Source organism: Jeongeupia chitinilytica (genome assembly GCF_014652315.1).
GTDB classification, from domain to species: domain Bacteria; phylum Pseudomonadota; class Gammaproteobacteria; order Burkholderiales; family Chitinibacteraceae; genus Jeongeupia; species Jeongeupia chitinilytica.
The window spans coordinates 135,411-160,752 of the sequence record NZ_BMYO01000008.1 but is presented as its reverse complement, the minus strand read 5'-3'; the positions used below and the strand labels follow the sequence as shown (position 1 = coordinate 160,752).

Annotated in this window: 27 protein-coding genes; 3 read left to right on the top strand and 24 right to left on the bottom strand. The window is 66.6% G+C overall.

Translation table 11 applies throughout. The features are described from left to right. Nucleotides 1-37 precede the first annotated feature (37 nt). On the top strand, nucleotides 38-301 hold the full coding sequence (locus IE097_RS15200) for a hypothetical protein (RefSeq protein ID WP_189461704.1): 264 nt from the start codon (nucleotides 38-40) through the stop codon (nucleotides 299-301). Between the two features lie 12 nt (nucleotides 302-313). Here the strand turns inward: IE097_RS15200 and IE097_RS15195 are convergent, their stop codons facing one another. From IE097_RS15195 to IE097_RS15160, 8 genes are all read right to left on the bottom strand, one after another. After that, nucleotides 314-730: a VOC family protein gene (locus tag IE097_RS15195; RefSeq protein ID WP_189461703.1), complete on the bottom strand. Its 417-nt coding sequence runs from the start codon at nucleotides 728-730 to the stop codon at nucleotides 314-316. A gap of 166 nt (nucleotides 731-896) precedes the next feature. Continuing rightward, nucleotides 897-1,100, bottom strand: coding sequence for a zf-HC2 domain-containing protein (locus IE097_RS15190; protein ID WP_189461702.1), 204 nt, complete (start codon nucleotides 1,098-1,100; stop codon nucleotides 897-899). Further along, on the bottom strand, nucleotides 1,087-1,692 hold the full coding sequence (locus IE097_RS15185) for a sigma-70 family RNA polymerase sigma factor (protein WP_229797611.1): 606 nt from the start codon (nucleotides 1,690-1,692) through the stop codon (nucleotides 1,087-1,089). The genes IE097_RS15190 and IE097_RS15185 overlap by 14 nt, the downstream gene beginning before the upstream one ends. Before the next feature lie 55 nt (nucleotides 1,693-1,747). Continuing rightward, nucleotides 1,748-2,053 (bottom strand): panthothenate synthetase, encoded by a 306-nt coding sequence (locus IE097_RS15180; RefSeq protein WP_189461700.1) that lies wholly within the window; start codon nucleotides 2,051-2,053, stop codon nucleotides 1,748-1,750. 5 nt (nucleotides 2,054-2,058) lie between these two features. After that, nucleotides 2,059-2,526, bottom strand: a complete 468-nt coding sequence (locus tag IE097_RS15175) for a DoxX family protein (RefSeq protein ID WP_189461699.1) — start codon at nucleotides 2,524-2,526, stop codon at nucleotides 2,059-2,061. Next, nucleotides 2,523-3,248 carry an HvfC/BufC N-terminal domain-containing protein gene (locus IE097_RS15170; protein ID WP_189461698.1) on the bottom strand — a complete coding sequence of 242 codons (726 nt, stop codon included), beginning with the start codon at nucleotides 3,246-3,248 and terminating at the stop codon, nucleotides 2,523-2,525. The genes IE097_RS15175 and IE097_RS15170 overlap by 4 nt, the downstream gene beginning before the upstream one ends. Next, on the bottom strand, nucleotides 3,242-4,090 hold the full coding sequence (bufB, locus tag IE097_RS15165; protein ID WP_229797610.1) for an MNIO family bufferin maturase: 849 nt from the start codon (nucleotides 4,088-4,090) through the stop codon (nucleotides 3,242-3,244). The genes IE097_RS15170 and bufB overlap by 7 nt, the downstream gene beginning before the upstream one ends. 47 nt (nucleotides 4,091-4,137) lie before the next feature. Further along, nucleotides 4,138-4,383, bottom strand: a complete 246-nt coding sequence (locus IE097_RS15160) for a BufA1 family periplasmic bufferin-type metallophore (RefSeq protein ID WP_189461697.1) — start codon at nucleotides 4,381-4,383, stop codon at nucleotides 4,138-4,140. Nucleotides 4,384-4,554: 171 nt separating this feature from the next. Between IE097_RS15160 and IE097_RS15155 the strand changes: the two genes are divergently transcribed. After that, a complete protein-coding gene (locus IE097_RS15155) occupies nucleotides 4,555-5,991 on the top strand; it encodes an adenosylmethionine--8-amino-7-oxononanoate transaminase (protein ID WP_229797609.1) in 1,437 nt (478 codons plus the stop codon). A gap of 2 nt (nucleotides 5,992-5,993) precedes the next feature. Further along, nucleotides 5,994-7,499: a cyclic-di-GMP receptor FimW-related protein gene (locus IE097_RS15150; protein WP_189461696.1), complete on the top strand. Its 1,506-nt coding sequence runs from the start codon at nucleotides 5,994-5,996 to the stop codon at nucleotides 7,497-7,499. 54 nt (nucleotides 7,500-7,553) lie between these two features. On the opposite strand, the gene IE097_RS15145 is transcribed toward IE097_RS15150, so the two are convergent. The 16 genes from IE097_RS15145 to lptF all read right to left on the bottom strand — a co-directional run bounded on the left by IE097_RS15145 (nucleotide 7,554) and on the right by lptF (nucleotide 25,295). Beyond that, nucleotides 7,554-8,489 (bottom strand): tyrosine recombinase XerC, encoded by a 936-nt coding sequence (locus IE097_RS15145; protein ID WP_189461695.1) that lies wholly within the window; start codon nucleotides 8,487-8,489, stop codon nucleotides 7,554-7,556. Beyond that, nucleotides 8,461-9,156: a DUF484 family protein gene (locus IE097_RS15140; RefSeq protein ID WP_189461694.1), complete on the bottom strand. Its 696-nt coding sequence runs from the start codon at nucleotides 9,154-9,156 to the stop codon at nucleotides 8,461-8,463. The genes IE097_RS15145 and IE097_RS15140 overlap by 29 nt, the downstream gene beginning before the upstream one ends. Before the next feature lie 100 nt (nucleotides 9,157-9,256). Continuing rightward, complete coding sequence (dapF, locus tag IE097_RS15135; protein WP_189461693.1) at nucleotides 9,257-10,090, bottom strand: diaminopimelate epimerase; 834 nt, start codon at nucleotides 10,088-10,090, stop codon at nucleotides 9,257-9,259. Nucleotides 10,091-10,124: 34 nt separating this feature from the next. Beyond that, the gene (locus tag IE097_RS15130; protein ID WP_189461692.1) at nucleotides 10,125-10,538 is read right to left on the bottom strand and encodes a CoA-binding protein; all 414 of its coding nucleotides are present in this window, start codon (nucleotides 10,536-10,538) and stop codon (nucleotides 10,125-10,127) included. Continuing rightward, a complete protein-coding gene (locus IE097_RS15125; protein ID WP_189461691.1) occupies nucleotides 10,519-12,933 on the bottom strand; it encodes a putative bifunctional diguanylate cyclase/phosphodiesterase in 2,415 nt (804 codons plus the stop codon). Before IE097_RS15125 ends, IE097_RS15130 begins: the two co-directional genes overlap by 20 nt. 64 nt (nucleotides 12,934-12,997) lie before the next feature. Continuing rightward, nucleotides 12,998-14,314 (bottom strand): amino-acid N-acetyltransferase, encoded by a 1,317-nt coding sequence (argA, locus tag IE097_RS15120; RefSeq protein WP_189461690.1) that lies wholly within the window; start codon nucleotides 14,312-14,314, stop codon nucleotides 12,998-13,000. A 52-nt stretch (nucleotides 14,315-14,366) separates the two neighbouring features. Then, on the bottom strand, nucleotides 14,367-15,824 hold the full coding sequence (gene wbaP, locus IE097_RS15115) for an undecaprenyl-phosphate galactose phosphotransferase WbaP (protein ID WP_189461689.1): 1,458 nt from the start codon (nucleotides 15,822-15,824) through the stop codon (nucleotides 14,367-14,369). Next, a complete protein-coding gene (locus tag IE097_RS15110; protein WP_189461688.1) occupies nucleotides 15,817-16,896 on the bottom strand; it encodes a glycosyltransferase in 1,080 nt (359 codons plus the stop codon). The genes wbaP and IE097_RS15110 overlap by 8 nt, the downstream gene beginning before the upstream one ends. Continuing rightward, entirely contained in the window at nucleotides 16,893-17,711 is an 819-nt protein-coding gene (locus IE097_RS15105; RefSeq protein WP_189461687.1) for a glycosyltransferase, read from the bottom strand. The genes IE097_RS15110 and IE097_RS15105 overlap by 4 nt, the downstream gene beginning before the upstream one ends. Beyond that, a complete protein-coding gene (locus tag IE097_RS15100) occupies nucleotides 17,708-18,526 on the bottom strand; it encodes a glycosyltransferase (RefSeq protein WP_189461686.1) in 819 nt (272 codons plus the stop codon). Before IE097_RS15100 ends, IE097_RS15105 begins: the two co-directional genes overlap by 4 nt. Beyond that, nucleotides 18,523-19,617 (bottom strand): glycosyltransferase, encoded by a 1,095-nt coding sequence (locus IE097_RS15095; protein ID WP_189461685.1) that lies wholly within the window; start codon nucleotides 19,615-19,617, stop codon nucleotides 18,523-18,525. Before IE097_RS15095 ends, IE097_RS15100 begins: the two co-directional genes overlap by 4 nt. Next, nucleotides 19,614-20,630, bottom strand: coding sequence for a glycosyltransferase family 2 protein (locus IE097_RS15090; RefSeq protein ID WP_189461684.1), 1,017 nt, complete (start codon nucleotides 20,628-20,630; stop codon nucleotides 19,614-19,616). The genes IE097_RS15095 and IE097_RS15090 overlap by 4 nt, the downstream gene beginning before the upstream one ends. After that, the gene (locus tag IE097_RS15085; protein WP_189461683.1) at nucleotides 20,627-21,874 is read right to left on the bottom strand and encodes a flippase; all 1,248 of its coding nucleotides are present in this window, start codon (nucleotides 21,872-21,874) and stop codon (nucleotides 20,627-20,629) included. The genes IE097_RS15090 and IE097_RS15085 overlap by 4 nt, the downstream gene beginning before the upstream one ends. Nucleotides 21,875-22,119: 245 nt before the next feature. Further along, nucleotides 22,120-23,133, bottom strand: a complete 1,014-nt coding sequence (gene galE, locus IE097_RS15080; protein ID WP_189461682.1) for a UDP-glucose 4-epimerase GalE — start codon at nucleotides 23,131-23,133, stop codon at nucleotides 22,120-22,122. Between the two features lie 21 nt (nucleotides 23,134-23,154). Further along, nucleotides 23,155-24,237, bottom strand: a complete 1,083-nt coding sequence (gene lptG / locus IE097_RS15075; RefSeq protein ID WP_189461681.1) for an LPS export ABC transporter permease LptG — start codon at nucleotides 24,235-24,237, stop codon at nucleotides 23,155-23,157. Next, the gene (gene lptF, locus IE097_RS15070) at nucleotides 24,234-25,295 is read right to left on the bottom strand and encodes an LPS export ABC transporter permease LptF (RefSeq protein WP_268247090.1); all 1,062 of its coding nucleotides are present in this window, start codon (nucleotides 25,293-25,295) and stop codon (nucleotides 24,234-24,236) included. Before lptF ends, lptG begins: the two co-directional genes overlap by 4 nt. Nucleotides 25,296-25,342 lie beyond the last annotated feature (47 nt).

Sequence of the window (25,342 nt, the reverse complement as noted above, 5' to 3'; positions counted from 1 at the left end):
ACATTCGGGTCATACAGACCGGCTACGATCGCCTCCCATGAATTTCAAACTGCCCAACGGCGTCAAGGACGGGGACCACCCCTCCGTCCTGTTTGCCACCGCGTCAGCTACGGTCACGCCGGAGGATCGTACGCAGCAGGCTGCGCAGGCCCGCCATCTGGCGCTGGTGCAGCTGAAAGGCGCGGTCAAGCGGCGCATCGTTGCCAAGGCGCGCGAGCTCGGCGATACCCCCGAGCAGTTGCTGAACGAGCTGTCCATGCTGTACCGGCAATCGCAGCACCGACCGGACAAACCGGTCTGACCGACCAAAACCTCACTGCTCGAAGTTGACCATCCAGTTGACCCCGAACCGGTCGGTCAGCATGCCGAAGCCCTTGGCCCAGAAGGTCTGCTGAAACGGCATCTGCACGCTGCCGCCGTCGGCGAGCGCATCGAAGATCTGGCGCCCTTTTTCCAGGCTGTCGGGGGCGATCGTCAGCGAACAGCCGCTCATCGTCGTCGCCGGCGAGCCGGGCATGCCGTCGGATGCCATCAGCTGTGTCTGGCCAACGGTGAAATTGCAGTGCATCACCTTGTTCTGCCAGACCTCGTCCAGCCCCTCGCACCCCGACCCCGGCGGTGCATCCTTGTTGCGCATCAGCAGGCCCACCTCGGCACCGACTGCCTGCTTGTAAAAGGCCAGCGCTTCGTCACAGCGGCCGTTGAGCATCAGATACGCTTGCACTTGCATGGTCGACTCCTTGTCGGCTGCGGGCCGCGGCGCGGCACACGTGCTGGCGTTCTAGTCCCCGCCGGGCAACCGGGCAAGGACTACGGGAGGATCGGACGGCCGGAAGGCGGCCACGGAAGGACCCGTCGGCCGGGCGCGCATCATGCCGCCGCGTTCCCGCCGGTCATCAATCGTGCCCCGACGGCCCGGTCGGCACGTCGCCGTCGCGCAGCCGTTCGCCGGCCTGCCGCAGGGTCTGCACCTGGCGGCGGAAATTGCGGCACCCCGAGCAGAGCGGGAGGTGCGCGTGGACGAGCAGCCACTCCTGCGCGTTCAGCGGCCGGTCGAGCGCATCGGACAGCAGTTTCGAGACGGTCTTACAGTTGGCCATGATCGTCCTCCGCCGAAAGCCCCTTTTCAGAAAGGCAGGTCCGCAACCGCAAGCGCGCCCGGTACAGCAACACGCTGCAGTGGTTGGCGCTGACTTCGAATTCGGCGCAAAGCTCGGCGACCTCCAGACCGAGGAATTCGCGCGCCATGAAGACCCGGGCGTACTGCTCCGGCAGGTGATCGAGGCAGGCTTCGAACAGCTGCCAGAACTGCCGTTGCGCCAGCAGTGTTTGCGGATCGGGCCAGGCCTGTGGTTTGGCCGGCTTGTCCCAGTGGCCACTGGCGTTGAACAGCAGTGCGTCGAGCGCCTCGTCGTCGGCCTCGGCGCCGAGTTCGGCCAGGCCGACCAGCCGCTGGCGCCGTCGCAAGGTATCGACGATCTTGTGGCGCAGGATGCCGAACACCCAGGTCTGGTGCGCAGACTGACCGGCAAACTCGCCGGATTGCAGCCACGCCGCCATCAGCGCCTCCTGCACCGCATCCTCGGCCGCTGCGGCATCGCGCAGTTGCAGCCGGGCAAAGCGGAGCAGCGCCAGCCGCAAGCCCGCCAGATAGGTTTCGTCGGTCCAGTCCTGCTCTCCGCTTCGCTTCAAGCGCACTCCCTGATGAAATCGGGCCAGCAGCATCGCACGCCGGCCCGCACCGGCCTCAGCCCCATGTCTTGCCCAGCTGGTCCAGCCCGGCCTGTTGCAGCTCGGCCGGACTCATCACGATGCGGAACTTGCAGGTCGCCGCGAACTTGAGGAAGAAAGGCTCGGCCAGCCGCGGCACGTCCGACGCGGTGGCGACGTCGACGACGAAGATCCCGCAGCGCTGGCCATCCTGCTCGGTGAAATACGTCGCCTCCGGCTGCATGGCCGCAAGGATGCGCCCGATCAGCTCGGCCACCTCGCCACTGCGGACCAACGCGTTGAACGGCTCGGGCGGAAATTCGACTGTCAGCAGCATTTTCATCTTATTCACTCCTTGGTTTGCGGCCGTGCCCGGCACTGGCGCTGCCAGAACCGGTCAAGCGACCAGTTGCCACAACCGTGGATCAGCAGATAGGCAAGCAGCACGCCCCACAGTACGTGGTCCTTGATTTCGACCGCTTCCAGACCGGGGTACGAGATCACCGCCACCGCGTTGAGCACGAACAGCCCGGCCGCGGCAAAACGGCCGAACAGCCCCAGCACCAGCAGCACGGGCAGCACCAGCTCCCCGGCCGTGGCCAGCGGCGCAGCGATCGCTGGCGACAGGATCGGCACGTGGTATTCCTGGGTGAACAGCAGCAGCGTCGTATCCCAGTCGCGGATCTTGGTCAGGCCGGACAGGAAGAATGCCTTGGCAACGAACAGCCGGGCGGCCAGCGCGAACAACGGCGCCAGCGTGGCCACCCATGCCTCGCCACGGCAGTAACAACGTCCGAGCGTATGGAAAAGGCTCATGTCCCGCCCTCCTCGAGTGCGCAGACCAGACCGGTGGAAAACAGGCGGGCCAGCAGCGGGTTGGGGTCATCGGCGGCGCTGGCGAGCGCGTCGCCGAGTTCGTCGCCAGCCAGCAGTCGTCCCAGCCAGCCGGCCTCGTCGGCCGTCAGCGCGCACCAGCCTTCGCGCCAGACCAGGACCGACTGTCCGCCCGCATCCGGCTGCGCCGGCGGCCCGCCGTCGTGCATCGCGGCGATGTCGGCAAGCGGCCATCCGGACACGACCAGCGCCAGCGACGGATGCAGATGCAGGCGCTGGCGTGCAAACCGTTCGGGGTCGATTCCGGCCAGCGCGACCGGGTCCAGCGCCGCGGCATCCTCCGCGAACCACGCACGGTGGCGCGCCCAGTCGAACCGGGCTACGTCGGCCAGATACGGCAGCGTCTGCGCCGGGCCGAAACCGTCAAGAAAGGCGCCCAGCGCCCAGCCGTCATCGTGCAGGTTCGCCGAGGCCGCCGGCTCCGCTCCGACATAGGCACGCGCCATCGCGCGGAACCAGTCGCGGCCGACCAGCGCCAGCACGGTCGGGAAGGCAGACTCGAGCGCGTCGATGCGGTTGAGCCGGACATTGTTGCGGTAAATCGCCAGATTGCGCCGCGTCGCCGCGCTCACGCAGCCTGCGTCGGCGGCCTCGTTTTCCAGCGTATGGGCAAACCCGGCCAGCGTGTCGGCATAGTTCAGCATGCTTGCGCCTCGCACGCGGCGTCGACACGGGCAGCGAGTTGCCGGTATTCGTCCAGCAGGCCGGTCAGCGGTGGCAGACGGGTATCGCGCTCGAGCAGCACGGGCTGCGGGCCGAAGCGCGCCAGCGCCGCATCGAGCAACGCCCACACCGCGTCGCACACCGGCGCGCCATGGGTATCGATCGCCGTGCCGTCGCAGACTTCGAATCCGGCGATATGGATTTCGCCGACGCAGCCCTGCGGCAGGCGCTCGATTTCGGCCAGCGGGTCGATGCCGAGATTGAGGGTGTTCACGTGCAGGTTGTTGACGTCGAGCAGCACGCCGCAACCGGTTCGCGCCACCAGCGCCGCCAGCAGCTCGGCTTCGCTCGCCGTCTCGCCGTCGAACGCGACATAGCTCGACACGTTTTCGATCAGCAGTTGCCTCCCCAGTACCGTCTGGACTTCATCGACCCGTGCCGCGAGCAGTTCGAGCGCACCGTCGAGGCGCGGCACCGGCAGCAGATCGTTGAAAAACCGTCCGGGTACGCGGTTCCAGCACAGGTGCTCCGACACCATTGCCGGTTCGATCCGTCCGGCCAGCATCTTCAGCCGGGCCAAATGGTTGGGGTCCAGCGGTGCGGCACTGCCGAGGCCGAGGCCGACACCATGCAGGCTGACCGGGTAATCGGCGCGCACCGCTTCGAGCTGGGCGACCGGCCGGCCACCACCGAAATAGTTTTCGCTGTGCACCTCCCACCAGCCGACGTCGGGCCGTTGCGCCAGCACGTCCTGGACGTGCGGCGAGCGCAGGCCGAGACCGGCGCGCAGCGGGTGAACATGCAGTCCGTTCATGATCGTCATGGGCATCGTCCAGCAGACCGGTCGTGCGGACCCGGCCCGCTGCAGGCTCACATGGCCTTCGTCGTGCCGCCCATCTTGGTGCACGAGCCCGACGGCACGAACTTCCAGTCGCCCGGATCCATATCCTTGCTCGCCTGGCCGGCACACGAGTGGCCGTTACCCTTGCAATCGTTCTGGCCGGCCTTGGCGACGCCGTAGCACTTCTCCTTGTCGGCTGCGACGGTCGGGGCCGACAGCGTGGCACCGAGCACGGCGGCAAGGGCCGATGCAACCAGCAGTTGTTTCTTTTCCATGATGCGTATCTCCGGGTGGTTGAAGGGAGCCGCAATTGCGTCTCTCCCCATCAGAGTCGGACAGCAAATGCGGATATGACAGCGGCGATGGAAAAAAACCTGCAGTCGTTCGACCGAACGGCAAATACGGTCGGCACCTGTAAGGAAACGACCCCGGCAAGCGGCTTTGCCATGACGACGCAAGAAGGCTACAGCGGCAAGGACGGCGCCCCTTTCGGTGCCGGCTTGCAGCTACAATGGGAGGCCGAACCTGCAAGTTTTCCCATGGCCAATTCCGACCTGCTTGCCCGCAGCCTTGCCGCCGTCTGGCATCCCTGCACCCAGATGAAGCGCCACGAAGCGCTCCCGCTGATTCCGATCGCCCGCGGCGACGGCGTCTGGCTGGTCGACGCCGACGGCCGGCGTTATCTGGACGCGGTGTCGAGCTGGTGGGTGAACCTGTTCGGTCATGGCGAGCCGCGCATCAAGGCCGCGATCAAGGCCCAGCTCGACGAACTCGAGCACGTGATGCTGGCCGGCTTCACCCACGAACCGGTGGTGCGGCTGTCCGAACGGCTCGGCGCGCTGTCCGGCCTCGGTCACGCCTTCTACGGCTCCGACGGTGCCTCGGCAGTCGAGATCGCACTGAAAATGGCCGCCCACTACTGGCGCAACGTCGGTCACCCGGCCAAACACCGCTTCGTCTACCTCGAGGGCAGCTATCACGGCGAAACCGCCGGCGCACTCGCCGTCACCGATGTCCCGGTGTTCCGCGACGCCTATGCGCCGCTGATCGGCCAGCATTTCGTTGCACCGAGTCCCGACCCGCGCCGTGCCCTGCCGGGCGAAACCGCCGACGACGTGACCGACCGCGCCGCCAGCCGGCTCGAGCACCTGCTGGCGCGCCATCACGGCGAGATCGCCGCGCTGATCGTCGAGCCGCTGGTCCAGGGCGCCGCCGGCATGGCGATGTATTCGCCGCGCTATCTGCAACTGGCACGCGCGGCCTGCGATCGCCATCAGGTGCTGCTGATCGCCGACGAAATCGCCGTCGGCTTTGGCCGCAGCGGCGAGATGTTCGCCAGCCGCGGAGCCGGCGTGCAGCCGGACCTGCTCTGTCTGTCGAAAGGCATCACCGGCGGCTTCCTGCCGCTGGCCTGCGTACTGTGCAGCGACAAGGTGTTCGAAGCCTTCTATCACGACGACGTATCGCGCGGCTTCCTGCACTCGCACTCGTACACCGGCAATCCGCTCGCCTGCGCCGCCGCCAACGCGGTGCTGGACATTTTCGAATCCGACAACGTGATCGAAGCCAACCGTGCCAGGGCCGAGCGCTGGGACGCCCTGTTCGGGCCCTTGCGCAACCACGCCCACGTCACCCACTTCCGCCGGACCGGCATGATCTGGGCGTTCGACGTCACGGACGCCGGCGCCGGCTTCGCCCAGCGCTACTTTGCCGCCGCACTCGACCAGAGCCTGCTGGTCCGGCCGATCGGCAACACCGTTTACTTCATGCCGCCCTACACGATGCTCGACGACGAAATCCGGCTGCTGGCCGATGGCGCGCTTGCCGCGCTCGACGCCGCCCTTGCGAGCGACGGCCAAACCCAGGATCTGCCGCTGGCCTGACGATGCTGACGCTCGCCCTTCCCGATTTCGACCCCCGTCTCGACGCCATCGTCGAACGCCAGCCCGCAAAACTGCGCGAGTGGCTGATCCAGCTGCCGATGTCGCAGGTGCTCGACGCCGGCCGGCAGGTGCTCGACTCGCTGGCCAGCAGCAATCGCGTCCGCATTGCGCCGGACGAGCGCTATGCGCTGCTCGAACAGTACGGCACGGCAATCGGCCTGCTCGCCGGCGGACTCGAAACCCTGTACCGCGTACCGGGTCTGCCGCTGGGCGAACGCGCCCGCCAGGCCGCACAACTGATGCGCGCCTTGTGGCAGGAGCTGGCCACCGGATACAAGCGCACGCTGATCGACAAGCTGGAAAAACGCAGCCTGTTCGGCGGCCAGCGCCTCGCCGCACAGGCGATTCAGCAGACGATGCATGCGCATTACCAGCAGTTGCGCCTAGCCAGCCGCATCTACATGAGCACGCCGACCGGTTTCTGGCGCGAGTCGCACCAGCTGTTCCGCTACGCCGGCGAACACAAGCTGCTCGAGGAAGGCAAGGACGAGCAGCCGCACACCAGCAGCCTGCTGTACAAGCGCATGCTGCTGCTGGCGCTGGCCGATCCGCTGCGCTACGCCCAGGACGAACTCGACAAGGTGCTCGAACTGGTCGAAAACTACGCGCCGCTGATCCGCTTCCAGTCGCCATCCCGGCTCGGCGCCGCAGCCGGCTTCTTCCTGGTGCGGCTCGATCAGGACCAGCCGCCACGGTATGTCGGCGCCCGCAATACCGACGGCATCGACGGCGCCGCCCTGCTGGTCGACACGATCGAACTCGGCAAGAAGCTGTTCCGCGCCCTGCACGCACTCGAAGCCAAGGCGCCGCAGGCGCACGATCGCGCCAAGGTGCTGATGTGGATGGAGATCCTCCGCCGCGTCAACCGGCAGTGGAGCATCGCGCCGACGCGGCTGTTCCAGCGCATCCTTGCCGATACGCGCATCGAACTCTGCCTCGGCCTCGCCGCGACCGTCCACACCACCAGTGCCGGGCAGATCGGCACGGCCGCCGCATCGCCCACATTCAGCCAGTGGCGCATCGTCAACGAAAGCCCGGGAGGCTATGCCGTCCGCAGCGACGCCATGCAGCCCGAACTCGCCCGGGCCGGGGAAATCGTCGCCCTGCGCGCCTCGGCGGACGAACCGTGGATGATCGCGTCGGTACGCTGGCTGCAGCAGCGCGACGACGGCGGTATCGACATGGGCCTGCAGGTCATGAGTGCCCAGCCGACCCCCGCGATGGTCCGCACCGCCGGCCCGCGCGACGCGGCGCCGGCGCAGCCGGCACTGCTGATTCCGGAAATCGCCGTCCTCAAACAGGCGGCCCAGCTCGCCGCCTCCAAGGGCACCTACGCCCCGCTTCGCGAGCTTGCCGTCGATACCGGGGCCGGCGTGCTGCGGCTGCGGGCAACCAAGCTGGTCGAGCAGCAGATGGGCTACGATCTGTTCGAGTATCAGCCCGGCTGACCTCCTCCGGCGACGTTCGCGGCGGCCCGCAACGGGACGGGGCCAGTCAGGCGCTCAGTCCTGGCGTTCGTCGTCGCTCCGCTTCGCACGCGGGTGCGCCTTGTCGTAGCCTTCCTTCAGGTGCGCGAAATCGAGGTGGGTGTAGATCTGCGTCGTGCTCAGGTTGGCATGGCCCAGGAATTCCTGCACCGCACGCAGGTCGTGGCTGCGTTGCAGCAGATGGCTGGCAACGCTGTGGCGCAGCTTGTGCGGGTAGAGCCTTTCGGTCAGGCCGAGCTTGAGCTGCCAGTGCCGCAACCGGTACTCGACCGCGCGGGTGGTCATCGGCGTACCGCGGATACTGACGAACAGCGTATCGACACCTTGCGCCGCGTACTGCGGCCGCATCAGCAGCCAGCGCCGGATGGCCTCGATCGCGGTGGCGCCGACCGGAACTTCGCGGGTCCTGCCGCCCTTGCCGAGCACCCGTGCCAGCCCGGCGACCAGATCGACCTGCGCCAGCGGCAGGGCAGCCAGTTCGGCGACCCGCAGCCCGGACGAATACAGCAATTCGAGGATGGCCCGGTCGCGGCAGTCGATTCCTTCGTCATCACCGACGTTGTCGATCAGCCGGTTGACCGCCTCGGCATCGAACGCCGCCGGCAGCGGCTTGGGGGTTCTGGGGGCCCGCACCGTCGCAAACGGGTTCGCGCTCCAGCCGCGGTCGCGCATCATGATCCGGTAAAAGCTGCGCCAGGCCGACAGCATGCGCGCGACGCTGCGGCCGGACAGCTGCCGGCCGACCAGAATGCGGACGAATCCGCGCGCGGTCCTGACCGGCAGCGTTGCCAGATCGGTGTCGCCGGCGAGTTCGGCCAGTGCCAGCAGGTCGCGGCGATAGGCCGAACGTGTCAGCGCGCTGGCCGCTTCGGCGGCCAGCACCGTATCGAAATGGTCGAAGTCGCCGAGGTGACGCGACGGCTCAGGCGTTTTCGGGAAGTGCGACGGCATCGTCCAGCACCGGCGCCAGCCGCGACAGTGTTGCGGCGACGAGTTCGGCCAGCCGGTTCAGATACAGCGTCCCCATGTCCGGATAGAACCGTTCGGCATCCTCGCTCGCCAGCACCATCACGCCGACGGGCGCACCGTCAATGCGCAGCGCGAACAGTCCGAACGACGCCAACGCGGTACCGCGCTCGCCGAACCACGCCCGCAATTCGTCGCCGAGGTGCGGGCCGCAATACGGCGACACCAGCTGTTCGGCCAGCCGCTGCGTCGCATCGCCGGCCGGCGCCAGCTCGGGCAGCCGGGCGTCGGTCTCGAGCGGCGCCAGCCCCCAGAGCCGCAACGCGACGTCGTGCAGGCCGAATTCGCCGGCCAGCGCGGCACGCAGCGCGTCCAGCGCGCCGCCGATGCTGTCGGCGCGCAGCAGGGCCAGCGTCAGCCGGTGCAGCCGTTCGCTGGTGACGTCGTTCTCCTCACCGAACTGCAGCAGCGCCCCCATGCGCGACTCGAGCTTGCGGGTGCGTTCGCGCAACGTCCCCAACTGGCGCTCGGCCAGCGATACGGCCTGGCCGTGGTGGTGGTGCGGCACGTAGATCTGCGCGATCTCGTCGGCAAAATCATCAAAGAACGCCGGGTTGGCCTGCAGCCAGGCGACGATTTCGTGCGGTTGCATCGTTGCTCCTCGATTCGAATCGCTGCTACTTGTGTGTGATGTGAAGTGCCGTACGGTCGCCAGCCCCGGGGAGCTTGCCGAGCGTGACGGCTCGCAACGCCTAGAGCGCGATCACGCCGTCGAACACGGTCACGGCCGGGCCGGTCATCAGCACCGGCTGACCGTCGCCAGCCCAGCGGATACTCAGGTCCCCGCCGCGGGTATGCACGCGCACCGTTGCATCAAGCAGGCCGCGGCGGATACCGGCAACCACCGCCGCACACGCGCCGGTGCCGCAAGCCAGCGTTTCGCCCGCGCCACGCTCGTGCACGCGCAACGCAATCTCGTCGCGCGCCAGCACCTGCATGAAACCGGCGTTGACGCGCGCCGGAAAGCGCGGATGGTTTTCGATGGCGGCGCCAAGGCGCTCGACCGCGCCGCCGTTGACGTCGGACACGACCTGCACCGCGTGCGGATTGCCCATCGACACCACGGTGATCGCGACGGTCTCGCCGCCGACGTCGAGTTCGTGCATCACCGCATCGGCGTCGGCGACGAAGGGAACGTCGGCCGGGACGAACCGCGGCGCCCCCATGTCGACGGTAACGTCACCACCGGCCTCGAGCCGCGGATAGATGACGCCGCGCGCCGTTTCGACCGCAATCTCGGTCTTGTCGGTCAGGCCCTGGTCGACGACGAAGCGTGCAAAACAGCGGGCACCGTTGCCGCACTGTTCGACTTCGCTGCCGTCGGCATTGAAGATCCGGTAACGGAAGTCGATGCCCGGCGTGTCCGATGCCTCGACCAGCAGCAGTTGGTCGAAACCGACGCCGAAATGGCGGTCGCCCAGCCGGCGCAGCGTCGTTGCATCCAGCGAGACCTGCTGGCGCACGCCGTCGACGACGACGAAATCGTTGCCGAGGCCCTGCATCTTGGTAAAACGGAGTGAGCTCATGAATACGGATTCGTTCGGGTTGGGATACGGCCGGTCAGGCCATCAGCCGTGCGTGTTCGACCATCAGGCAACGGTCCATCACGACGAACAGGCCGGCGTCGCGCGCGCGTTCGGCAGCGGCTTCGTTGATGATACCCGACTGGATCCAGATGCCGCGGGCCCCCTTCGAGATCGCCGCCTCGACCACGGCGCCGACTTCCTCGGCGCGCCGGAACACGTCGACGAGGTCGACATCGCCGGGAACGTCCTCCAGGGTCGGATAGGCCGTCTCGCCCAGCACGTCGTCGACACCGGGTCGCACCGGCACGATGGAAAAGCCTTCGGCCTGCAGATACCAGGCGACGCGGAAACTCGGCCGGTCCCGTTTCGGCGACAGGCCGACCACGGCGATGCGCCGGACGCCGCTCAGGAAATCGCGGAGCTCTGCATCAGTCGGATTGTGGAACATCGTCATTCTCCCGGCGGCGTTCAAGGCCGCGCAACAAACCCGGGTGCTCGCGGTTGGGCAGGTCGAGGTAATAGCCCTGGACCAGGTCGACCCCCATGTCCAGCAGCATCCGGTAGATCGTTTCGTTTTCCACGAACTCGGCGATGGTGGTCTTGCCCAGATCGCGCGCCATCGACACCATGCCGCGCACGAACACCTGGCTGTCGGCGTCGTTGGGCAGGTCGCGGATGAACAGCCCGTCGATTTTCAGGATATCGGCCTTGAGCTGTTTCAGATAGGCGAACGACGCGAAACCGTTGCCGAAGTCGTCGAGACAGACCGTGCAGCCGGTGGCGCGCAGCGCGTCGATGAAACGCTGTGCCTCGCCGATGTCGGACACCGCCGCGGTTTCGGTCAGCTCGACCAGCAGCCGGGTCGGCTCGACACAATGCAAGCGCAGCAGGCGGCCGATGAAGTCCGGCAGCTCCGGCTCGTCGAACGAACGCCCCGACACGTTGATCGCGATCGACGGCATGTTCGGCCGGGCCGCGAGCAGCTCGATCGTGCGCTTGATCACCCAGCGATCGATGTCGACAATCTTGCCGGTCTTTTCGGCATGCGGAATGAACGAACCGGGCATGATCAGCGCGCCGCTGGCGTCCTTCATCCGCACCAGCGCTTCGAGGTGCACCAGTTCGCGGTCGGTGGTGCGGTAGATGCCCTGGAAATGCAGCTCGAAGCCGTCGGTTTCCAGCGCATTGATGATGCGCTCCTTCCACGACAGCCGGGTCAGCGCAATGCGCGAGGTGTCGGACTCGGCGCGGTACATGCGCCACGTCGACTTGCCGGCCGCCTTGGCCTGATACATCGCCGCGTCGGCATGGGCGACGAGTTCGGCGGCATTGTTCGCGTGCTGCGGATACAGCGCCACGCCGATCGACGTCGACGGCCGCAGCACATGGCCGTCGGTGGAGAACTGCAGCTGCGCAATGCGGCTGACCAGCCGGTCGGCCAGCTTGCCGACCTCGAACACCGTACAGTCGGGCAGCAGGATGGCGAATTCGTCGCCGCCGAGCCGCGCCAGCAGTTCGTGCCGGCGCACCTGCGTACCGACCTCGCGGGCGATGCACTTGAGCAGTTCGTCACCGCTGGCGTGACCGAAGGTGTCGTTGACGTACTTGAACTCGTCGAGATCGAAGTACAGCAGCGCGGTGGTACCGCGGCGGCGTTCGGCGTCGATCACCATCCGTTCGATTTCTTCCTGGAAGCGGTGGCGGTTGTAGAGGCCGGTCAGTGCATCGCGCTCGGCCAGGTTGACCATGCGCTCGGCCAGCTGGCGGGCCTGGGTCACGTCCTCGTACAGCCACATCCGGCCGCTGATGCTGCCGTCGCGTTCGGCGACGCGGTAGCACTGCTGGGTGAGGATGCGGCCGTCGTTCATGGTCAGCTCGCCGAAGTCGACCCGCAAATGGTCGGACGGCATGTCGAAACGGTGGTGGGCCAGCAGATCGATCGGCCGGTTGGTCGCCCGCAGCAACACCTCGTCGGCCGGCTGGCCCGTCTGCTCGGCCTCGGTGATGCCCCACAGTGCGCAGAACGCCGGATTGTGGAAGACGACGCGATTGTCGTTGTCGACGAACAGTACGCCGAAACGCATCGCGGCCAGCAGCGCGGTCAGGCGGGCGCGCTCGGTTTCGGCGAGCGCCAGATGCGCCTCGCCGCGCTGGCGCGCATCGGCCAGCTCCTGGAAGCGCCCGCGCACGGCCTCGCCCATGTCGTTGAAACGCCGGGTCAGCAGCGCCAGTTCGGCACTGTCGCCCGGTACCGGCAGCGGGACGAAATGGTAGGGATCGGCAGCGCCGTCGATGAGCCGGTTCAGCGCCCGCGTCAGCCAGCGGATCAGCCAGGTCACCAGTGTCAGCGTCGACAGCAGACCGATGGCCAGGATGAAGGCGTTCTGGACGCTGAGCGCACCGATCGACGAATACCACGGCAGCGTCGAGACGCCGTAATGCAGTTCGCCCAGCGGCGCATCGTCGCTGCCGATCCGCGCGATCGCGTGAACCTCGGTACCGACCGGATGGCCGGCAGAGAGCGTGTCGGCCTTCGGCAAAGGCTTGCCCGCGGGCCAGCCGCGTGCGGCGACCGGCGTGCCGTCGGCGCGCGTCAGCACCATGTAGTTGATGCCGTCGACCGACTGCAGCGAATCGAGGACGCGGACTGCGTCGGCCGGATTGCGCGCGAGCGCCGGCTCCAGCGTTGCATCGAACAGCTGCGACAGCGCGTTGATGCGCACGCCGAGCGCCTGCCGCACGGTGTCGTGCCAGAGACGCGAGGTGTTGGACATCACCAGCGCCAGTACGACGAGCTGGATCACCGCGCATGCAAGCAGAACGCGACCGCGCAGGGTGCGCATGAAAGGCGGAACGGACAGCCGCATTCTTTCCCTGAATCAAAAGAACGCCGCACCGGGCCAGTCGCTAGCTCTTGAGCGACTTGATGAAAACCTTGGAGCGGCGCTGGTAATTGTAAAGGCGCTTCTTCTCGATCGGTAAATCGTCGATCGACGCCTGTGCAAATCCGCGCTCGACGAACCAGTGGCTGGTCCGCGTGGTCAGCGCGAACAGCTTGGTCATGCCCAGCGAGCGTGCCCGCTGTTCGACATGATGCAGCAACTGCGCGCCACGGTCTTCATCGCGGTATTCAGGGTGGATGACCAGACAGGCCATCTCGGCCATGCGGCTGTCGGCGAACGGATGGATCGCCACGCAACCGACGATCTTGCCGTCGTGCTCGAGCACCGAATAGCGGTGGATTTCCCGCTCGATCAGCTCGCGGCCCCGGAAGACCAGCACGCCGGCGTCTTCAAGCGGCTCGATCAGCAGCAGCATGCCGCCGACGTCGTCGATCGTCGCTTCGCGCAGCGTTTCCAGCGACTCGCGCGACACCATGGTGCCGACGCCGTCGTGGGTGAACAGCTCCATCAGCAGCGCGCCGTCGAGCGAATGGTTGATCAGGTGCGCCCGCTTCACGCCGCGGCGCACCGCGCGCGCCGCGCACGGCAGATAGAGGCGGATGTCCTCGTTGACCTCGGGATGGGCGGCGAGGAACTGGTCGGCCTCGAGCGCCGTCAGCTCGTGCAGCAGCTCGCCGGCCAGATCGACGACACCGTCGTGGCCGAACATGAACAGCAGCTTGTCGGCCTTGAGCGCGATCGCCGCGCTGGTGGCGACGTCCTCGAGCGTCAGGTTGAAGATCTCGCCGGTCGGCGAGTAACCGAGCGTCGACAGCAACACCAGTTCGCCGTCGTCGAGCCGGTAGTTCAGCGCCGTGGTATCGACCTTGCGCACTTCGCCGGTGTACTGCAGGTCGATGCCGTCGCGCACGCCCATCGGCTGCGCAGTGATGAAGTTGCCGGCCGACACGCGGATGTCGGCATTGGCCATCGGCGAGTTCGCCATCGCCATCGACAGCATCGATTCGATCTCGACCCGTACCTGGCCGATCGCCTGCATTGCGCATTCGAGCGTCACGCTGTCGGTGACCCGCACGCCCTTGTGGTAATCGAGCTCCAGCCCCTTTTCCTGCACGCGCGCATCGATCTGCGGACGGGCGCCGTGCACGACGACCAGCCGGACGCCGAGGCTGGCCAGCAGGTTGATGTCATAGGTCAGCGTCGAGAATCGCCCGTCGCGGACCACTTCACCGCCGAGGGCGATGACGAAGGTCCGGCCACGGAATGCGTGGATGTACGGCGCCGCCTGACGGCACCATTGCACAAAGGCGGGGGTATCCATGCGTGCGAAACGCTCCTTGGCTTGGGGTTGGATTTACGGGCCGATCATACCGTCAGTACGCGCCCCGGCCTGTAACAACCGTCTTGATGGTCTTGCAGACAATGGCGATGTCGTACCACAGGTTCCAGTTCTTGACGTACCAGGCATCGAGCGCCACCCGCTCGGCATAGGTCGTATCATTGCGACCGGACACCTGCCACAGCCCGGTCAGGCCCGGCCGCGCCTCGAGGTAGAAATCGACCTTGTCGCCATAGCGTTCGAGCTCGGCTTCGATCACCGGGCGCGGACCGACGAGGCTCATTTCGCCCTTGATCACGTTCCACAGCTGCGGAATCTCGTCGAGGCTGGTCTTCCTGAGGAAGGCGCCGATGCGGGTGACGCGCGGGTCGTTCTTCAGCTTGAAGTCCTTGTCCCACTCGGCCCGCGCCTCGGGGTCGGACGCGAGCAGCCTGTCGAGCACTTCCTGGCTGTTGTGCACCATGGTGCGGAATTTCCAGCACTTGAACGGCACGCCGTTCATGCCGATGCGCACGTGACCGAAGAAGACCGCGCCGGGACCGCCCTGACGCTTGATCTGCAACGCCGCGTAGGCGAACAGCGGCGACAGCAGCAGCAGCCCGACCGTCGCACCGAACAGGTCGAACGCACGCTTGAGCAGGGTCAGCGGCCAGACCATCAGGTTGTTGCTGACCCGCAGCAACAGCACTTCGTGACTGAAGAAATGGTGCGGCACGACGCCGAACAGCGGCAGCCCGGCGACCGGCGGAATGATGTGCAGGTGCTTGTAGCGCAGGCTCAGCTGCTCGATCGGTCCTTCGAGCGCGCGCAGCTCGTCGGTATCGACGGCGATCGCCACATGCGGACGGCCTTCCTGCTCGAGCCACGGGATCAGGCTGTCGGCGTCGAGCTTGACCACACGCAGCACATGCCGGTCGTCGACGGCGATCTCGTCCGGCGCATCGCGATCGACCGACACCAGCGCCTTGACCCGGAAGCCGAGCTGCTTCTCGCTCATCATTGCCCGGAATGCTTCGACCGCGTTGCTGCCGGCGCCGATGATCACCGTCGGCAGTTGCCAGACGCCCTGCTTGAGCAGCCAGTCCCGCATCAGCGCGCGGAACCACGGCACCAGCACCAGCGCCAGCCCCCACGACACCGGCCACAGAAAACGCGACACGGTGAACTTGCCGAGCAGCACGACCATGCCGTTCAACAGCGCGGCGAGCAGCAGCCAGCGGCAGGTTTCCAGCAACTCGTCCCAGAACGGCAGGCGCACGCTGTAATGGCCTCGCCACCAGAAGTTGGCCACCGACAGTCCGGCAAGCAGCAGGAAGGCCTGCCCCTGCTGCTTGCCTTCCCACGTCCACCACAGCATCAGCCCGCTGCCGATCCGGTGATAGCGGAACACGTACAGCAGGCCGATCGCGACGGCAAAGCCCGCCGCCAGCGCGGCGAAGTCGGCAAGGGCGAGCCAAGGCTTGGCGCGTTCGGGCTGGCGATGCTTATCCATGCTCGGGAATTCCGTAAACGTCGTAAAGGGTGCTCATCATCGTATCGAGCGAATAGTGGGCGGCCACGAAGCTGCGCGCACGCGCGCCGATGGCACGGCGCTCCGCCGCGTCGGCGATCAGCGGCACCAGCCGTTCGGCAAATCCGGCCGCATCGTTCACCAGATAGCCGTTGTCACCGTTGCGCACCAGATCGCGGTTGCCGACAACGTCGGTCGCCACCACCGGCAGGCCTGCGGCCATCGCTTCGATCACGGCGACCGGCAGGCCTTCCCAGCGGCTGGTCTGGATATAGACGTCGAGCGTCGCCAGTGCCGCCAGTGCGTCGGCGCGGGGCAGCCAGCCCAGCACGCTGACACCGGCCGCGCGCAGCGCCGCCTCGCCGGCCGGGTCGCCGCCGCCGATCCAGACGAACTCGACACCGTGCTGTTTCAGCCGCGTCGCGACCTCGGCAAACAGCTCCGGGTTGCGCGCCAGCGCAACACGCCCGACGGTACCGATCCGGACCACGCCACGGTTACCAACGGCCCGTGGCACCGCATCCACGTCGACGGCATTTTCGACCACGGCAACGCGCGGCGTCAGGTGGCGGCGGATTTCGCCGGCTTCCGAGTGCGAGCAGGCGATCGCCGTCACCGATGTGTGTGCCAGCAGCTTTTCCAGCACGAGAAACACGGTGTTCTTCAGCTGGCCTTCGGCGCGTTGCAGGAAGGACAGGCCGTGCGGCGAAAAGAAGTAACGCGGCCCGCGCACGAACAGACTGGCGATCCGGCCCAGCGCGCCGGCCTTGCTCGAATGCAGGTGGACGACATCGGGCCCGAGTTCGGCCAGCCAGCGCGCCAGCGCCCTGCCCGCACGCCAGTCGTTGAGCGGATGGATCGCCCGCTGCATCGGCAGCTGGATGAAACGGATGCGCGTATCGAACAGCGCCGGCCAGTTGTCCGGCGTTTCCTCGCGCACGCTGTGAATCACCGTCACCGCATGACCGTCCTGCGCCTGCCGGTTGGCGAACGCGCAGAGCATGGACAGCGTGCCACCGCCGAACGATTCGACCACATGCACGATGCGGCTCATGTCCGCCCCCGCCGCAACGCGGTCTTGATGCGGCCGATCAGCCCGGCCGGTACCAGCAGCAGCGCATAGGTGCGCGCGATGCCCTTCAGCGCGCCCAGGCTGCCGTCCGAATGCCGGCGCTGCACCAGCAAGCGGCTCTTCAACTGCCTGTTGCGCTTCGACAGCGAAATGCCGCCGGGGTCGAGCTCGTAGCGGATCAGCACCTCGGACAGGTTGGCGGTCTGGAAACGCACAACGAACTGCCAGAACAGCGCGTAATCCTCGGCCGCCGGCGTGTCGAGCGGATACAGGCCGGTTTCGGCCAGCGCCGCGACGCGGTACATCACGGCCGGGTGGACGAAGGCCGAATTGGACCGCATCGTCCGGGCGATCTCGGCGTGCGACTGCGGATGGCGCAGCACGTACTGGACGTCGCCTTGCGGCGTGACGAACTCGGCAGCCCCCCCGAGCAGCATCACCGCCGGATGTGCGTCGAGAAAGGCGGTCTGCCGCGCAAACCGGTCGGCCACGTTGCGGTCGCCGCAATCGAGCCGGGCGACCAGTTCGTAACCGCGCGCGCGTATCCATTCGAGCCCGGCATTCAGCGCATGCTCGATGCCCCGGTTCTGCGGCAGGTTCAGGAAGCGCAGCGTGCCCTGCGCGACAAAGGCCGTCTTGCAGGCGGCGACGTCGATCGGCGCACGGGTGCTGCCGTCGTCGACGACCAGCACGTCGCACACCTCGTTCGCGCCGATCGACGCCAGCGAGGCAACCAGCGCCTCGGGATTGTTGTAATGCGGAATCAGGCAGATCAGCCGGTTTTGCGTGTCGTTCATGACCAGTTCTTGCGCCCAATGAGACGTTTGATTGTACGGGCAGCGGCTAAAGGGAGAATGAGCGAGGTCAGCGCCTTGGCCATTTTCAACGCCGAGCGCGGCGTCCAGTCGAAATGGCGCCACAGCAGTTTCAACCGCGCGGCCTGCTGCACCCGCCGCTTGCTCATCGAAATGCCGGCGTCGTTGTATTCGCTCTTCGTCAGCACCTCGGCGAGGTTGGCAGTGCGGTAGCGGGCGACGAAGCGCCAGAAATAGGCGAAATCCTCGGCGGCACGGCAGTCGGTCGGATACAGGCCGATCTCGCGCACCGCGCTGGTCCGGAACATCACCGCAGGATGGGTGAAGGCGTTGTCGTCGTGCATCTGCAGCACGATGGCCTCGTGCGTCTGCGGCTGCTGCACGGTAAAGCGGTCGCCCGACGCATCGAAGAAGGTCACGGCGCTGCCGAGCAGCGCGACGTCGGGGTGCGCGTCGAGAAACGCAAGCTGCCTGGCAAAGCGGTCCGGCATGGCCAGATCGTCGCAATCGAGCCGGGCGGCAAACGCATAGCCGGCATCGACGATGTGCTGCAGTCCGGTGTTGAGTGCGTGCTCGATGCCCCGGTTCTGTGGCAGATAGAGGAACACCACTCCGCCGCGGGCACGGAAAGCGGCGCGGCACGCCGCTTCGTCGATACGCGCGCGCGTACTGCCGTCGTCGACCACGATGACATCGACCGTCTCGGCCTCGCCGATCGAGCCCAGCGACGCGACCAGCCCCTGCGGATTGTTGTAGTGCGGAATCAGCAGCGCAACGCGGTTTGCCGGTCTGTTCATTGGGGGTGTTCCAGCAATTGCAGCCAGCGCGCACCGAGCGCGTCCGGACTGTAGGCCTCGCTGCGCTGGCGCAGCCAGGCGGCCAGCTCGGCGTGGTGCGGCGCCTGGGCGACGATCAGCGCGGCCAGCGCCGCGCCGGTGGGTTCGGCCGTGACGAAATCGACATCGCGCCCGGCAAACAGCTCGTACACGCCGCCGGCCCGTGTCGACACCACCGGCAAGCCGGCCTGCATCGCCTCGAGCACGACCAGCGGGCAGCCTTCGAACAGCGACGTCAGCAACAGCCAGTCGGCATTCGCCAGCCACGGACCGACGTCGTCCTGCCGGCCGGCGACGATCAGCCGGTCGACGAGGCCACGCCGCGCCGCTTCGTCCTCGAGCCACGGCAGCAAGGGACCGTCGCCGACAACGGTCAGCGTTGCTGCATGGCCCGCATTCGCCAGCGCGACGAGTGCGTCGAGCCACAATGCCGGCTGCTTCTCCTCGGCCACCCGGCCGACGAAAAGCAGCCGTGCCGGCCGATGCGGCAGCCCGGCCGGCCGCAACGGCTGCGCTTCGACGAAATTCGGGATCACCCGCCAGCCGGGCGGCACACCCTGCCCCGGCTCCGTAGCGAGCCATTTCGACATCGAGTCGCGCGCATGGGCTGACACGAACACCAGCTCGCCCAGCCGCCGGTAAATGAACTGGCAGGCGCGGCGATGGATGGGGTTCATCCGCGCACGCTCGTCGACCTCGAACAGCGGGCCGTGCACCCAGCCGAGGACTCGCTTGCCCAGACCCCGCGTCGCTGCCCAGGTGATGTACAGGGGCATCAGGAACGTCGCAGCGATCACGACGTCATGCCGTCTGGCCAGACCCCGCAAAGCGCCCCAGCCGGCCGGCCACGTCCACGGTTTTTTCGGGTGCCAGGTACCGGACAGGTCGACAATGTTCAGGGCCGCGCTGCGTGTCCCCCAGAGATTGCGGCTACCGCCCATCATTGCGACAGAGACCTCGAAACCGTGCGCCGCCAGCCAGCTGCCCACCAGCACGACGCAGCGCTCTACCCCGCCGAGACCGAGATCCCGTACGACGAACAGCAGTCTCATGCGCGTCCCCGGAGCTTTTTGATCAGGCCGTAGACCGCGTCCCCGGCGAGCACGCGGGCACGCTGGCGCTGCCATTTTCCCCGCTCTTCATCCGGCGGCGGCAGTTGTTGCGACAGCAGCGAGAACCGTTTCTTGCAGCGCCAGTCGACCCCATGGGTGCGGATCAACGCGTCGAGCCAGACCGTGCAGAACGCCGCGCGCGTTTGCGGCTGCGCCAGCGTGATCAGCCAGGCGGTAAACGTGAACCAGTCGCTGCGGTCGAGCAGGCGGTCAGGGCCGGCGAGCTCGGCAAAGCGGCGCTTGTCGGACTCCGGCCAGTCGGCCGGCAAGGCAGACCGGGCATAGTCGGCGCGGATGCGCGCGCCGGTTTCCGCCATCTCGGTACGCCGACTCTGGGTGATCTGGCCCGGGTGGACCCGGTAATCGAGCAGCGGCTCGGCAATCGCGGTGAAAACGGCTCCGGCCTTGGCAAACGTGCACCACAACGCGTAGTCCTCGGCGTGCTGGGCACCGGCATCATAGCCGTGCGCCTTGAAAAGCGCGGCACGTGCCACGACGCCCGGATGCGCGAAGGGCGGATTGAACAGCAAGGCGGCCTTGAGCGCGGCGTCGTTTTCCGGCGGCAGCCAAAGGCCGTCGCGTTCACCGAAGAAGCGGATGCCGACCCCGCAGACGTCGGCGCCGGTCTCGTTCAGCCGCGCCAGTTGCCGGGCCAGTCTTTCGGGACGGGCAATGTCGTCGGCATCCATCCGCGCGATCCATTGGCCACGGGCCAGGCCGATCGCCTCGTTCAGGGTCGCAATCAGGCCACGGTTCCCGCGACTGACGACAACGAAACGCGGGTCTTGTGCGGCATGGGCGTCGAGCACAGCGCGGGTCGCGTCGGTCGACCCGTCGTCGATCGCGATGCATTCGAAATCGGCCAGCGTCTGCGCGGACAGCGACGCCAGCGTTTCGGCCAGCAGGGCGGCGGCGTTGTAGCACGGCAGGACGACCGTCATCGTCGGCGTCATGTCGTGTGGCTCCGCAGATGGACGCGGGCGCGCCACCAGAACGCCGCGAGGATGAAGACTTCGACCGCGACGACGATCTGCGCCGCCGCAACCGCGCCCCGCCCCGGCAACAGCAGCAGCAGCAGGCCGACGTTGACCACGCCGGCCGCAACCAGCACCTTGCTGTAGTAACGCTCGTCACCGAACGGCAGCAGGCTTTGCAGGCCGTAGACGTAGGACAGTGCGCCAAGCAAGACCACCGGTGACAGCCAGATCAGCGTCTCGACGCTATCGAGCATGCCCTTGCCAAGCAGCAGCGGCACGATCCACGGCGCGCCCAGCATCAGCACCAGTGTCAGCCCGAGACCGGCTGCACCCTGCATCCTGAACGCCTTGCCGATCAACGCCACCGCAGCCGGCTTGTCGTGGCTGGCGAGCTGGGCAATGCGCGGATACGTGGCCTGCACCAGCGGGCCGATCAGTCCCTGTACCGTGTAAGTGAGCTTGTTGGCGGCGGCGAAATAGCCGACCTGCACCGGACTGGCGAACCAGCCGAGCAGCACCGCGGTGCTGGTGGTGTACAGATTGGTCGACAGCGCGGACAGGAACAGCGGCCAGCCGGCCTTGAGCGACGCCCCGATGTCGGCGCGGGTTGGCGCAACCCAGGCCGGCCTTGGCGCACCGTGACCGGTACACCACCAGTAGGCGCCGGCAACGAAGGCCGGCAGCGCCTGCAGCACCACGGCGATCGCCACGTCGTCCGGGCCGCGCACCATCAGCAGCAGGGCACCGAGCACGACGACACGACCGGCGACCGTCAGCAGGGACGCGGCGCGCATCAGTTCCAGCCCCTGGAAATACCAGATCGGAAAAAACACGCTGGAGACGACATAGAGCAGCGACAGCCAGAACACCGGTGCATGTTCGCGCCATTCGGGCACCGTCCCGATCGCCACCGCGAGCGACACGCACGACACGCACATCAGCATGGCCTTGGCGACGTTGGTGCGCCAGAACACCCGGGCGATCGCGGCGGTATCGCCGCGGGCGATCGCGACCTCGCGCGTTGCCGACAGGTTGAAGCCGAAGTCGGTCAGCAGCACGCCGTACTGGACCACGGCGAAGGCGTACGACTGCACGCCGAAACCGTCGGCGCCGAGCGTCCGCGCCAGGAACGGGAACGTGACCAAAGAGACCAGGTAGTTCAGCCCCTGGACCAGATAGAGCGCGAAGATGTTGCCTTTGAGGCGAGCGTCGAGTGCCATGCAAGCGAAAAGCCCGCGCAGTGCGCGGGCGAAGTCTGTGTGGTTGTCATTCTAGCCGCAGCACGGCCACGGCCGGCGGAAATAACACCGCACCGCCAGCTTCAACCTGCCCGAATGGACGAGCGAGCCAAAGCAGTTTGGCGCCGCCCGGAGCACAGAAACCGGAATGGACACGAAGTCCGTGAGGATTTCGAGCACCGGACGGCGTCAAAATGCGCAGGCGCAGCCGCCCGGTCGGGCAGGTCTCAGTCGCCGTAGCCGTTCGGGTTCCGGCTTTGCCAGCGCCAGCCGTCGTTGCACATGTCCTGCAGCGTTTTCTCGGCAACCCAGCCAAGCTGCTCGCGTGCCGACGCCGGATCGGCGTAGCAGGCGGCGATATCGCCCGGACGGCGGGCGACCAGCTTGTACGGCACCGGCCGGCCGGACGCGAGTTCGAAGGCCTTGACCATGTCGAGCACCGAATAGCCCTGACCGGTACCGAGGTTGACGGTCACGAGACCCGGATTCGTCGCGAGCTTCTGCAGCGCCTTGACGTGACCGCGTGCCAGATCGACGACGTGGATGTAGTCACGCACGCCGGTGCCGTCCGTCGTCGGATAGTCGTTGCCGAACACCGACAGCTGCTCGCGCTTGCCGACGGCGACCTGAGCGACAAAGGGCATCAGGTTGTTCGGAATGCCCTGCGGGTCTTCACCGATCAGGCCCGATGCGTGTGCGCCGACCGGGTTGAAATAACGCAGCAAGGCCAGATCCCAGCCCGAATCGGACTTGTACAGATCGCGCAGGATGTCTTCGACCATCAGCTTCGAGCGGCCGTACGGGTTGGTTGCCGACAGCGGGAAATCCTCGCGGATCGGTACCGCGTGCGGATCGCCGTAAACGGTCGCCGAGCTGGAAAACACCAGTTTCTTCACGCCCGCCGCGCGCATGGCTTCGAGCAGCCGCAGCGTGCCGACGACGTTGTTGTCGTAATACTCGAGCGGTTTCTCGACCGACTCGCCGACGGCCTTGAGGCCGGCAAAGTGCACCACCGCCGAGATCGGAAAGCGCGTGAACACTTCGTCCAGCGCCGCGCGGTCGCGCACGTCGGCCTTGATCCACTCGATCTCGGTGCCGGTAATCGTCGCGAGGCGCTCGAGCACCGCCGGCTTGGCGTTGTAGAAGTTGTCGAGGATCACCGGTTTGAAACCGGCGGCGATCAGTTCGACATAGGTGTGCGAGCCGATATAGCCGGCACCACCGGTCAGAAGCACGTGCATGCAAAACTCCGGAATGTGCGACTAGCGTTTTTCCTGGCGCCACAGCAGGTACAGCGCAACAGCCATGAAGGTCAGCGTCGGAATCGACACCACCGCCGGCGCGGGCCAGTTCTGCAGCTCGCCCAGGTAGACGACCAGCCGGTTGAAGAAGTGGAAAGTGACGCCGGTCAGGATGCCGATGAAAAGTTTCACGCCGACGTTGGCGCTGCGGCGCTGCGTCTGCGAGAACGGCAGGGCGATCACGACCATCGAGAGACAGGCAAGCGGATAGAACAGCTTGCCCCACAATGCCAGCTGGTAGCGCTGCGTCTTCTGGCCGTTGAGCTCGAGGTGGTCGATGTAGCGCAACAGCGCCCGTGCCGACATCTGCGCCGGCTCGACCAGCAGCACCGCCAGCATGTCCGGCGTGATCTGCGTCGGCCAGTCGAAGACCTGGGCATTCTTCAGTGCAACACCGGACGAGTTGGGCAGGAAACTCGTCTGCACCGCCGGCTCGAGTCGCCAGACGCCGTTGCCGAGGTAACGCCCCTGCACGCCGTCGATGATGCGCTCGAGCGTCCGCGCCGGCGTGAACTCGTAGATGCGCACGCGTTGCACCGACAGGTCCGGCATCATTTCGGCGATGTTGACGATCTGCTGGCCGTCCTTGACCCAGACCCCCGAACGGAAGTCGCCGGCAATCATCTGCTTGGTGGCCGCCAGCCGGTACTGGCTGGCCATGCGCATCGTCACCGGCGCGACGTATTCGCCCATCAGCACGGTGAAGCCGCTGTAGGCAATGCCGATGCCGACCAGCCACAACAGCAGGCGCTTGACCGACACGCCGGCCGCACGCATGACCGTCAGTTCCGAATTGCCGTTGAGCGTCGACAGCGCAAAGATGCTGCCGATCAGCACCGCAATCGGCATCAGCTCGTAGGCGTTGCCGGGAATCTGCAGCGCGACGTAGATCAGCGCGTCGATCACCCGGTAGCCGCCCTTGCCGAGCTGCGAGAACTGCGCGATCACGTCGAAGAACATGTACAGCGCCAGCAGGCCGATCAGCGTGAACAGGACGAACAGCGTGATCTCTTTGAGCAGGTAACGCGACAGCAGCTTCATCATCGCGCACGTCCCCGCCAGGCATAGAGCGCCACCGTCATCACCACCGCCACCGCGTGGATCGGCCACATGCCGATCACGGCCGGAATCTTGCCGTCGGCAATCCACGCCTGGCCGATGTTGATGAAGTTGTAATACAGGAAATACACGAAAATCGCCCCGAGCAGGTTCAGTGCCCGGCCGCCGCGCGGGTTGAAGAACGCGAACGGAATCGCGCTCAACGCCATGATCAGCGCCGAAATCGGCAGCGCGATGCGCCAGGCCAGTTCGCCCTGCTCCTCGGGCACCGGGCTGCCGATCAGCTCCAGCGTGCCCTTGGCCTGCGTACTCGGACTCGAGACCGGCTTGTCGCTGGTCTCGACCTTGACCTGCGCACGATCGAATTCGGTGGTTTCGTAAGCGGCGGTACCGGGAACACCGGTATACGCGTGGCCCTTGCCGAGCCACAGCCAGCGCTCGCCGTGCTGGTCGAGGAACAGGCCGCCCTCGTTGGCAACGACGACCGACACCTTGCCGTTCTTGCCGCGGATCTGCGCGAACACGTTGCGCCCCTGGCCGGTGTCGGCAATGAACTGCTCGACAAAATAGATCCGGTCAGCTTCGGCGGATTCGCGGAACACCCCCGGCGCAACCTGCGAGACTTCCTGACGCTGCGCCGACTTCTCGCGGAAATCGCGGCTTTCGCGCTGCGCCCACGGCCAGGCGAACAGCGACAGCGCGGCGATCAGCAGCACGATGGGAATGGCGAACTCGAGCACCGGCTTGATGAAGCTCTTGATCGAACGGCCGCTGGCAAACCAGACGACCATTTCGTTGTCCTTCCACAGCCGCGTCATCGTCATCAGGACCGCGATGAACAGCATCAGCGACATCAGCATCGGCAGGTAGCGCAACGAGGTGAAGCCCATCAGCACCCAGACGGCACCGCTGCCGAGCACGCCGAGCGTAGCCTGACCGAGCAGCTTGACGATCTGGGTGGTCATGACGACAAGCAGCAACACCGAAAAAACGGCGATGGCAACCCAGGACATCTCGTGAATCAGGCTTCGTCTGAACAGCATCCGCGTTTTTGACTTATATGGGGGGCTGGGAAATAATCGGACCGATC

Coding starts and splice junctions, on each gene's coding strand:
- IE097_RS15200 (WP_189461704.1), top strand. CDS start 38: ATGAATTTCAAACTGCCCAACGGCGTCAAGGACGGGGACCACCCCTCC.
- IE097_RS15195 (WP_189461703.1), bottom strand. CDS start 730: ATGCAAGTGCAAGCGTATCTGATGCTCAACGGCCGCTGTGACGAAGCG.
- IE097_RS15190 (WP_189461702.1), bottom strand. CDS start 1,100: ATGGCCAACTGTAAGACCGTCTCGAAACTGCTGTCCGATGCGCTCGAC.
- IE097_RS15180 (WP_189461700.1), bottom strand. CDS start 2,053: ATGAAAATGCTGCTGACAGTCGAATTTCCGCCCGAGCCGTTCAACGCG.
- IE097_RS15175 (WP_189461699.1), bottom strand. CDS start 2,526: ATGAGCCTTTTCCATACGCTCGGACGTTGTTACTGCCGTGGCGAGGCA.
- IE097_RS15170 (WP_189461698.1), bottom strand. CDS start 3,248: ATGCTGAACTATGCCGACACGCTGGCCGGGTTTGCCCATACGCTGGAA.
- bufB (WP_229797610.1), bottom strand. CDS start 4,090: ATGACGATCATGAACGGACTGCATGTTCACCCGCTGCGCGCCGGTCTC.
- IE097_RS15160 (WP_189461697.1), bottom strand. CDS start 4,383: ATGGAAAAGAAACAACTGCTGGTTGCATCGGCCCTTGCCGCCGTGCTC.
- IE097_RS15155 (WP_229797609.1), top strand. CDS start 4,555: ATGACGACGCAAGAAGGCTACAGCGGCAAGGACGGCGCCCCTTTCGGT.
- IE097_RS15150 (WP_189461696.1), top strand. CDS start 5,994: ATGCTGACGCTCGCCCTTCCCGATTTCGACCCCCGTCTCGACGCCATC.
- IE097_RS15145 (WP_189461695.1), bottom strand. CDS start 8,489: ATGCCGTCGCACTTCCCGAAAACGCCTGAGCCGTCGCGTCACCTCGGC.
- IE097_RS15140 (WP_189461694.1), bottom strand. CDS start 9,156: ATGCAACCGCACGAAATCGTCGCCTGGCTGCAGGCCAACCCGGCGTTC.
- dapF (WP_189461693.1), bottom strand. CDS start 10,090: ATGAGCTCACTCCGTTTTACCAAGATGCAGGGCCTCGGCAACGATTTC.
- IE097_RS15130 (WP_189461692.1), bottom strand. CDS start 10,538: ATGTTCCACAATCCGACTGATGCAGAGCTCCGCGATTTCCTGAGCGGC.
- IE097_RS15125 (WP_189461691.1), bottom strand. CDS start 12,933: ATGCGCACCCTGCGCGGTCGCGTTCTGCTTGCATGCGCGGTGATCCAG.
- argA (WP_189461690.1), bottom strand. CDS start 14,314: ATGGATACCCCCGCCTTTGTGCAATGGTGCCGTCAGGCGGCGCCGTAC.
- wbaP (WP_189461689.1), bottom strand. CDS start 15,824: ATGGATAAGCATCGCCAGCCCGAACGCGCCAAGCCTTGGCTCGCCCTT.
- IE097_RS15110 (WP_189461688.1), bottom strand. CDS start 16,896: ATGAGCCGCATCGTGCATGTGGTCGAATCGTTCGGCGGTGGCACGCTG.
- IE097_RS15105 (WP_189461687.1), bottom strand. CDS start 17,711: ATGAACGACACGCAAAACCGGCTGATCTGCCTGATTCCGCATTACAAC.
- IE097_RS15100 (WP_189461686.1), bottom strand. CDS start 18,526: ATGAACAGACCGGCAAACCGCGTTGCGCTGCTGATTCCGCACTACAAC.
- IE097_RS15095 (WP_189461685.1), bottom strand. CDS start 19,617: ATGAGACTGCTGTTCGTCGTACGGGATCTCGGTCTCGGCGGGGTAGAG.
- IE097_RS15090 (WP_189461684.1), bottom strand. CDS start 20,630: ATGACGCCGACGATGACGGTCGTCCTGCCGTGCTACAACGCCGCCGCC.
- IE097_RS15085 (WP_189461683.1), bottom strand. CDS start 21,874: ATGGCACTCGACGCTCGCCTCAAAGGCAACATCTTCGCGCTCTATCTG.
- galE (WP_189461682.1), bottom strand. CDS start 23,133: ATGCACGTGCTTCTGACCGGTGGTGCCGGCTATATCGGCTCGCACACC.
- lptG (WP_189461681.1), bottom strand. CDS start 24,237: ATGATGAAGCTGCTGTCGCGTTACCTGCTCAAAGAGATCACGCTGTTC.
- lptF (WP_268247090.1), bottom strand. CDS start 25,295: ATGCTGTTCAGACGAAGCCTGATTCACGAGATGTCCTGGGTTGCCATC.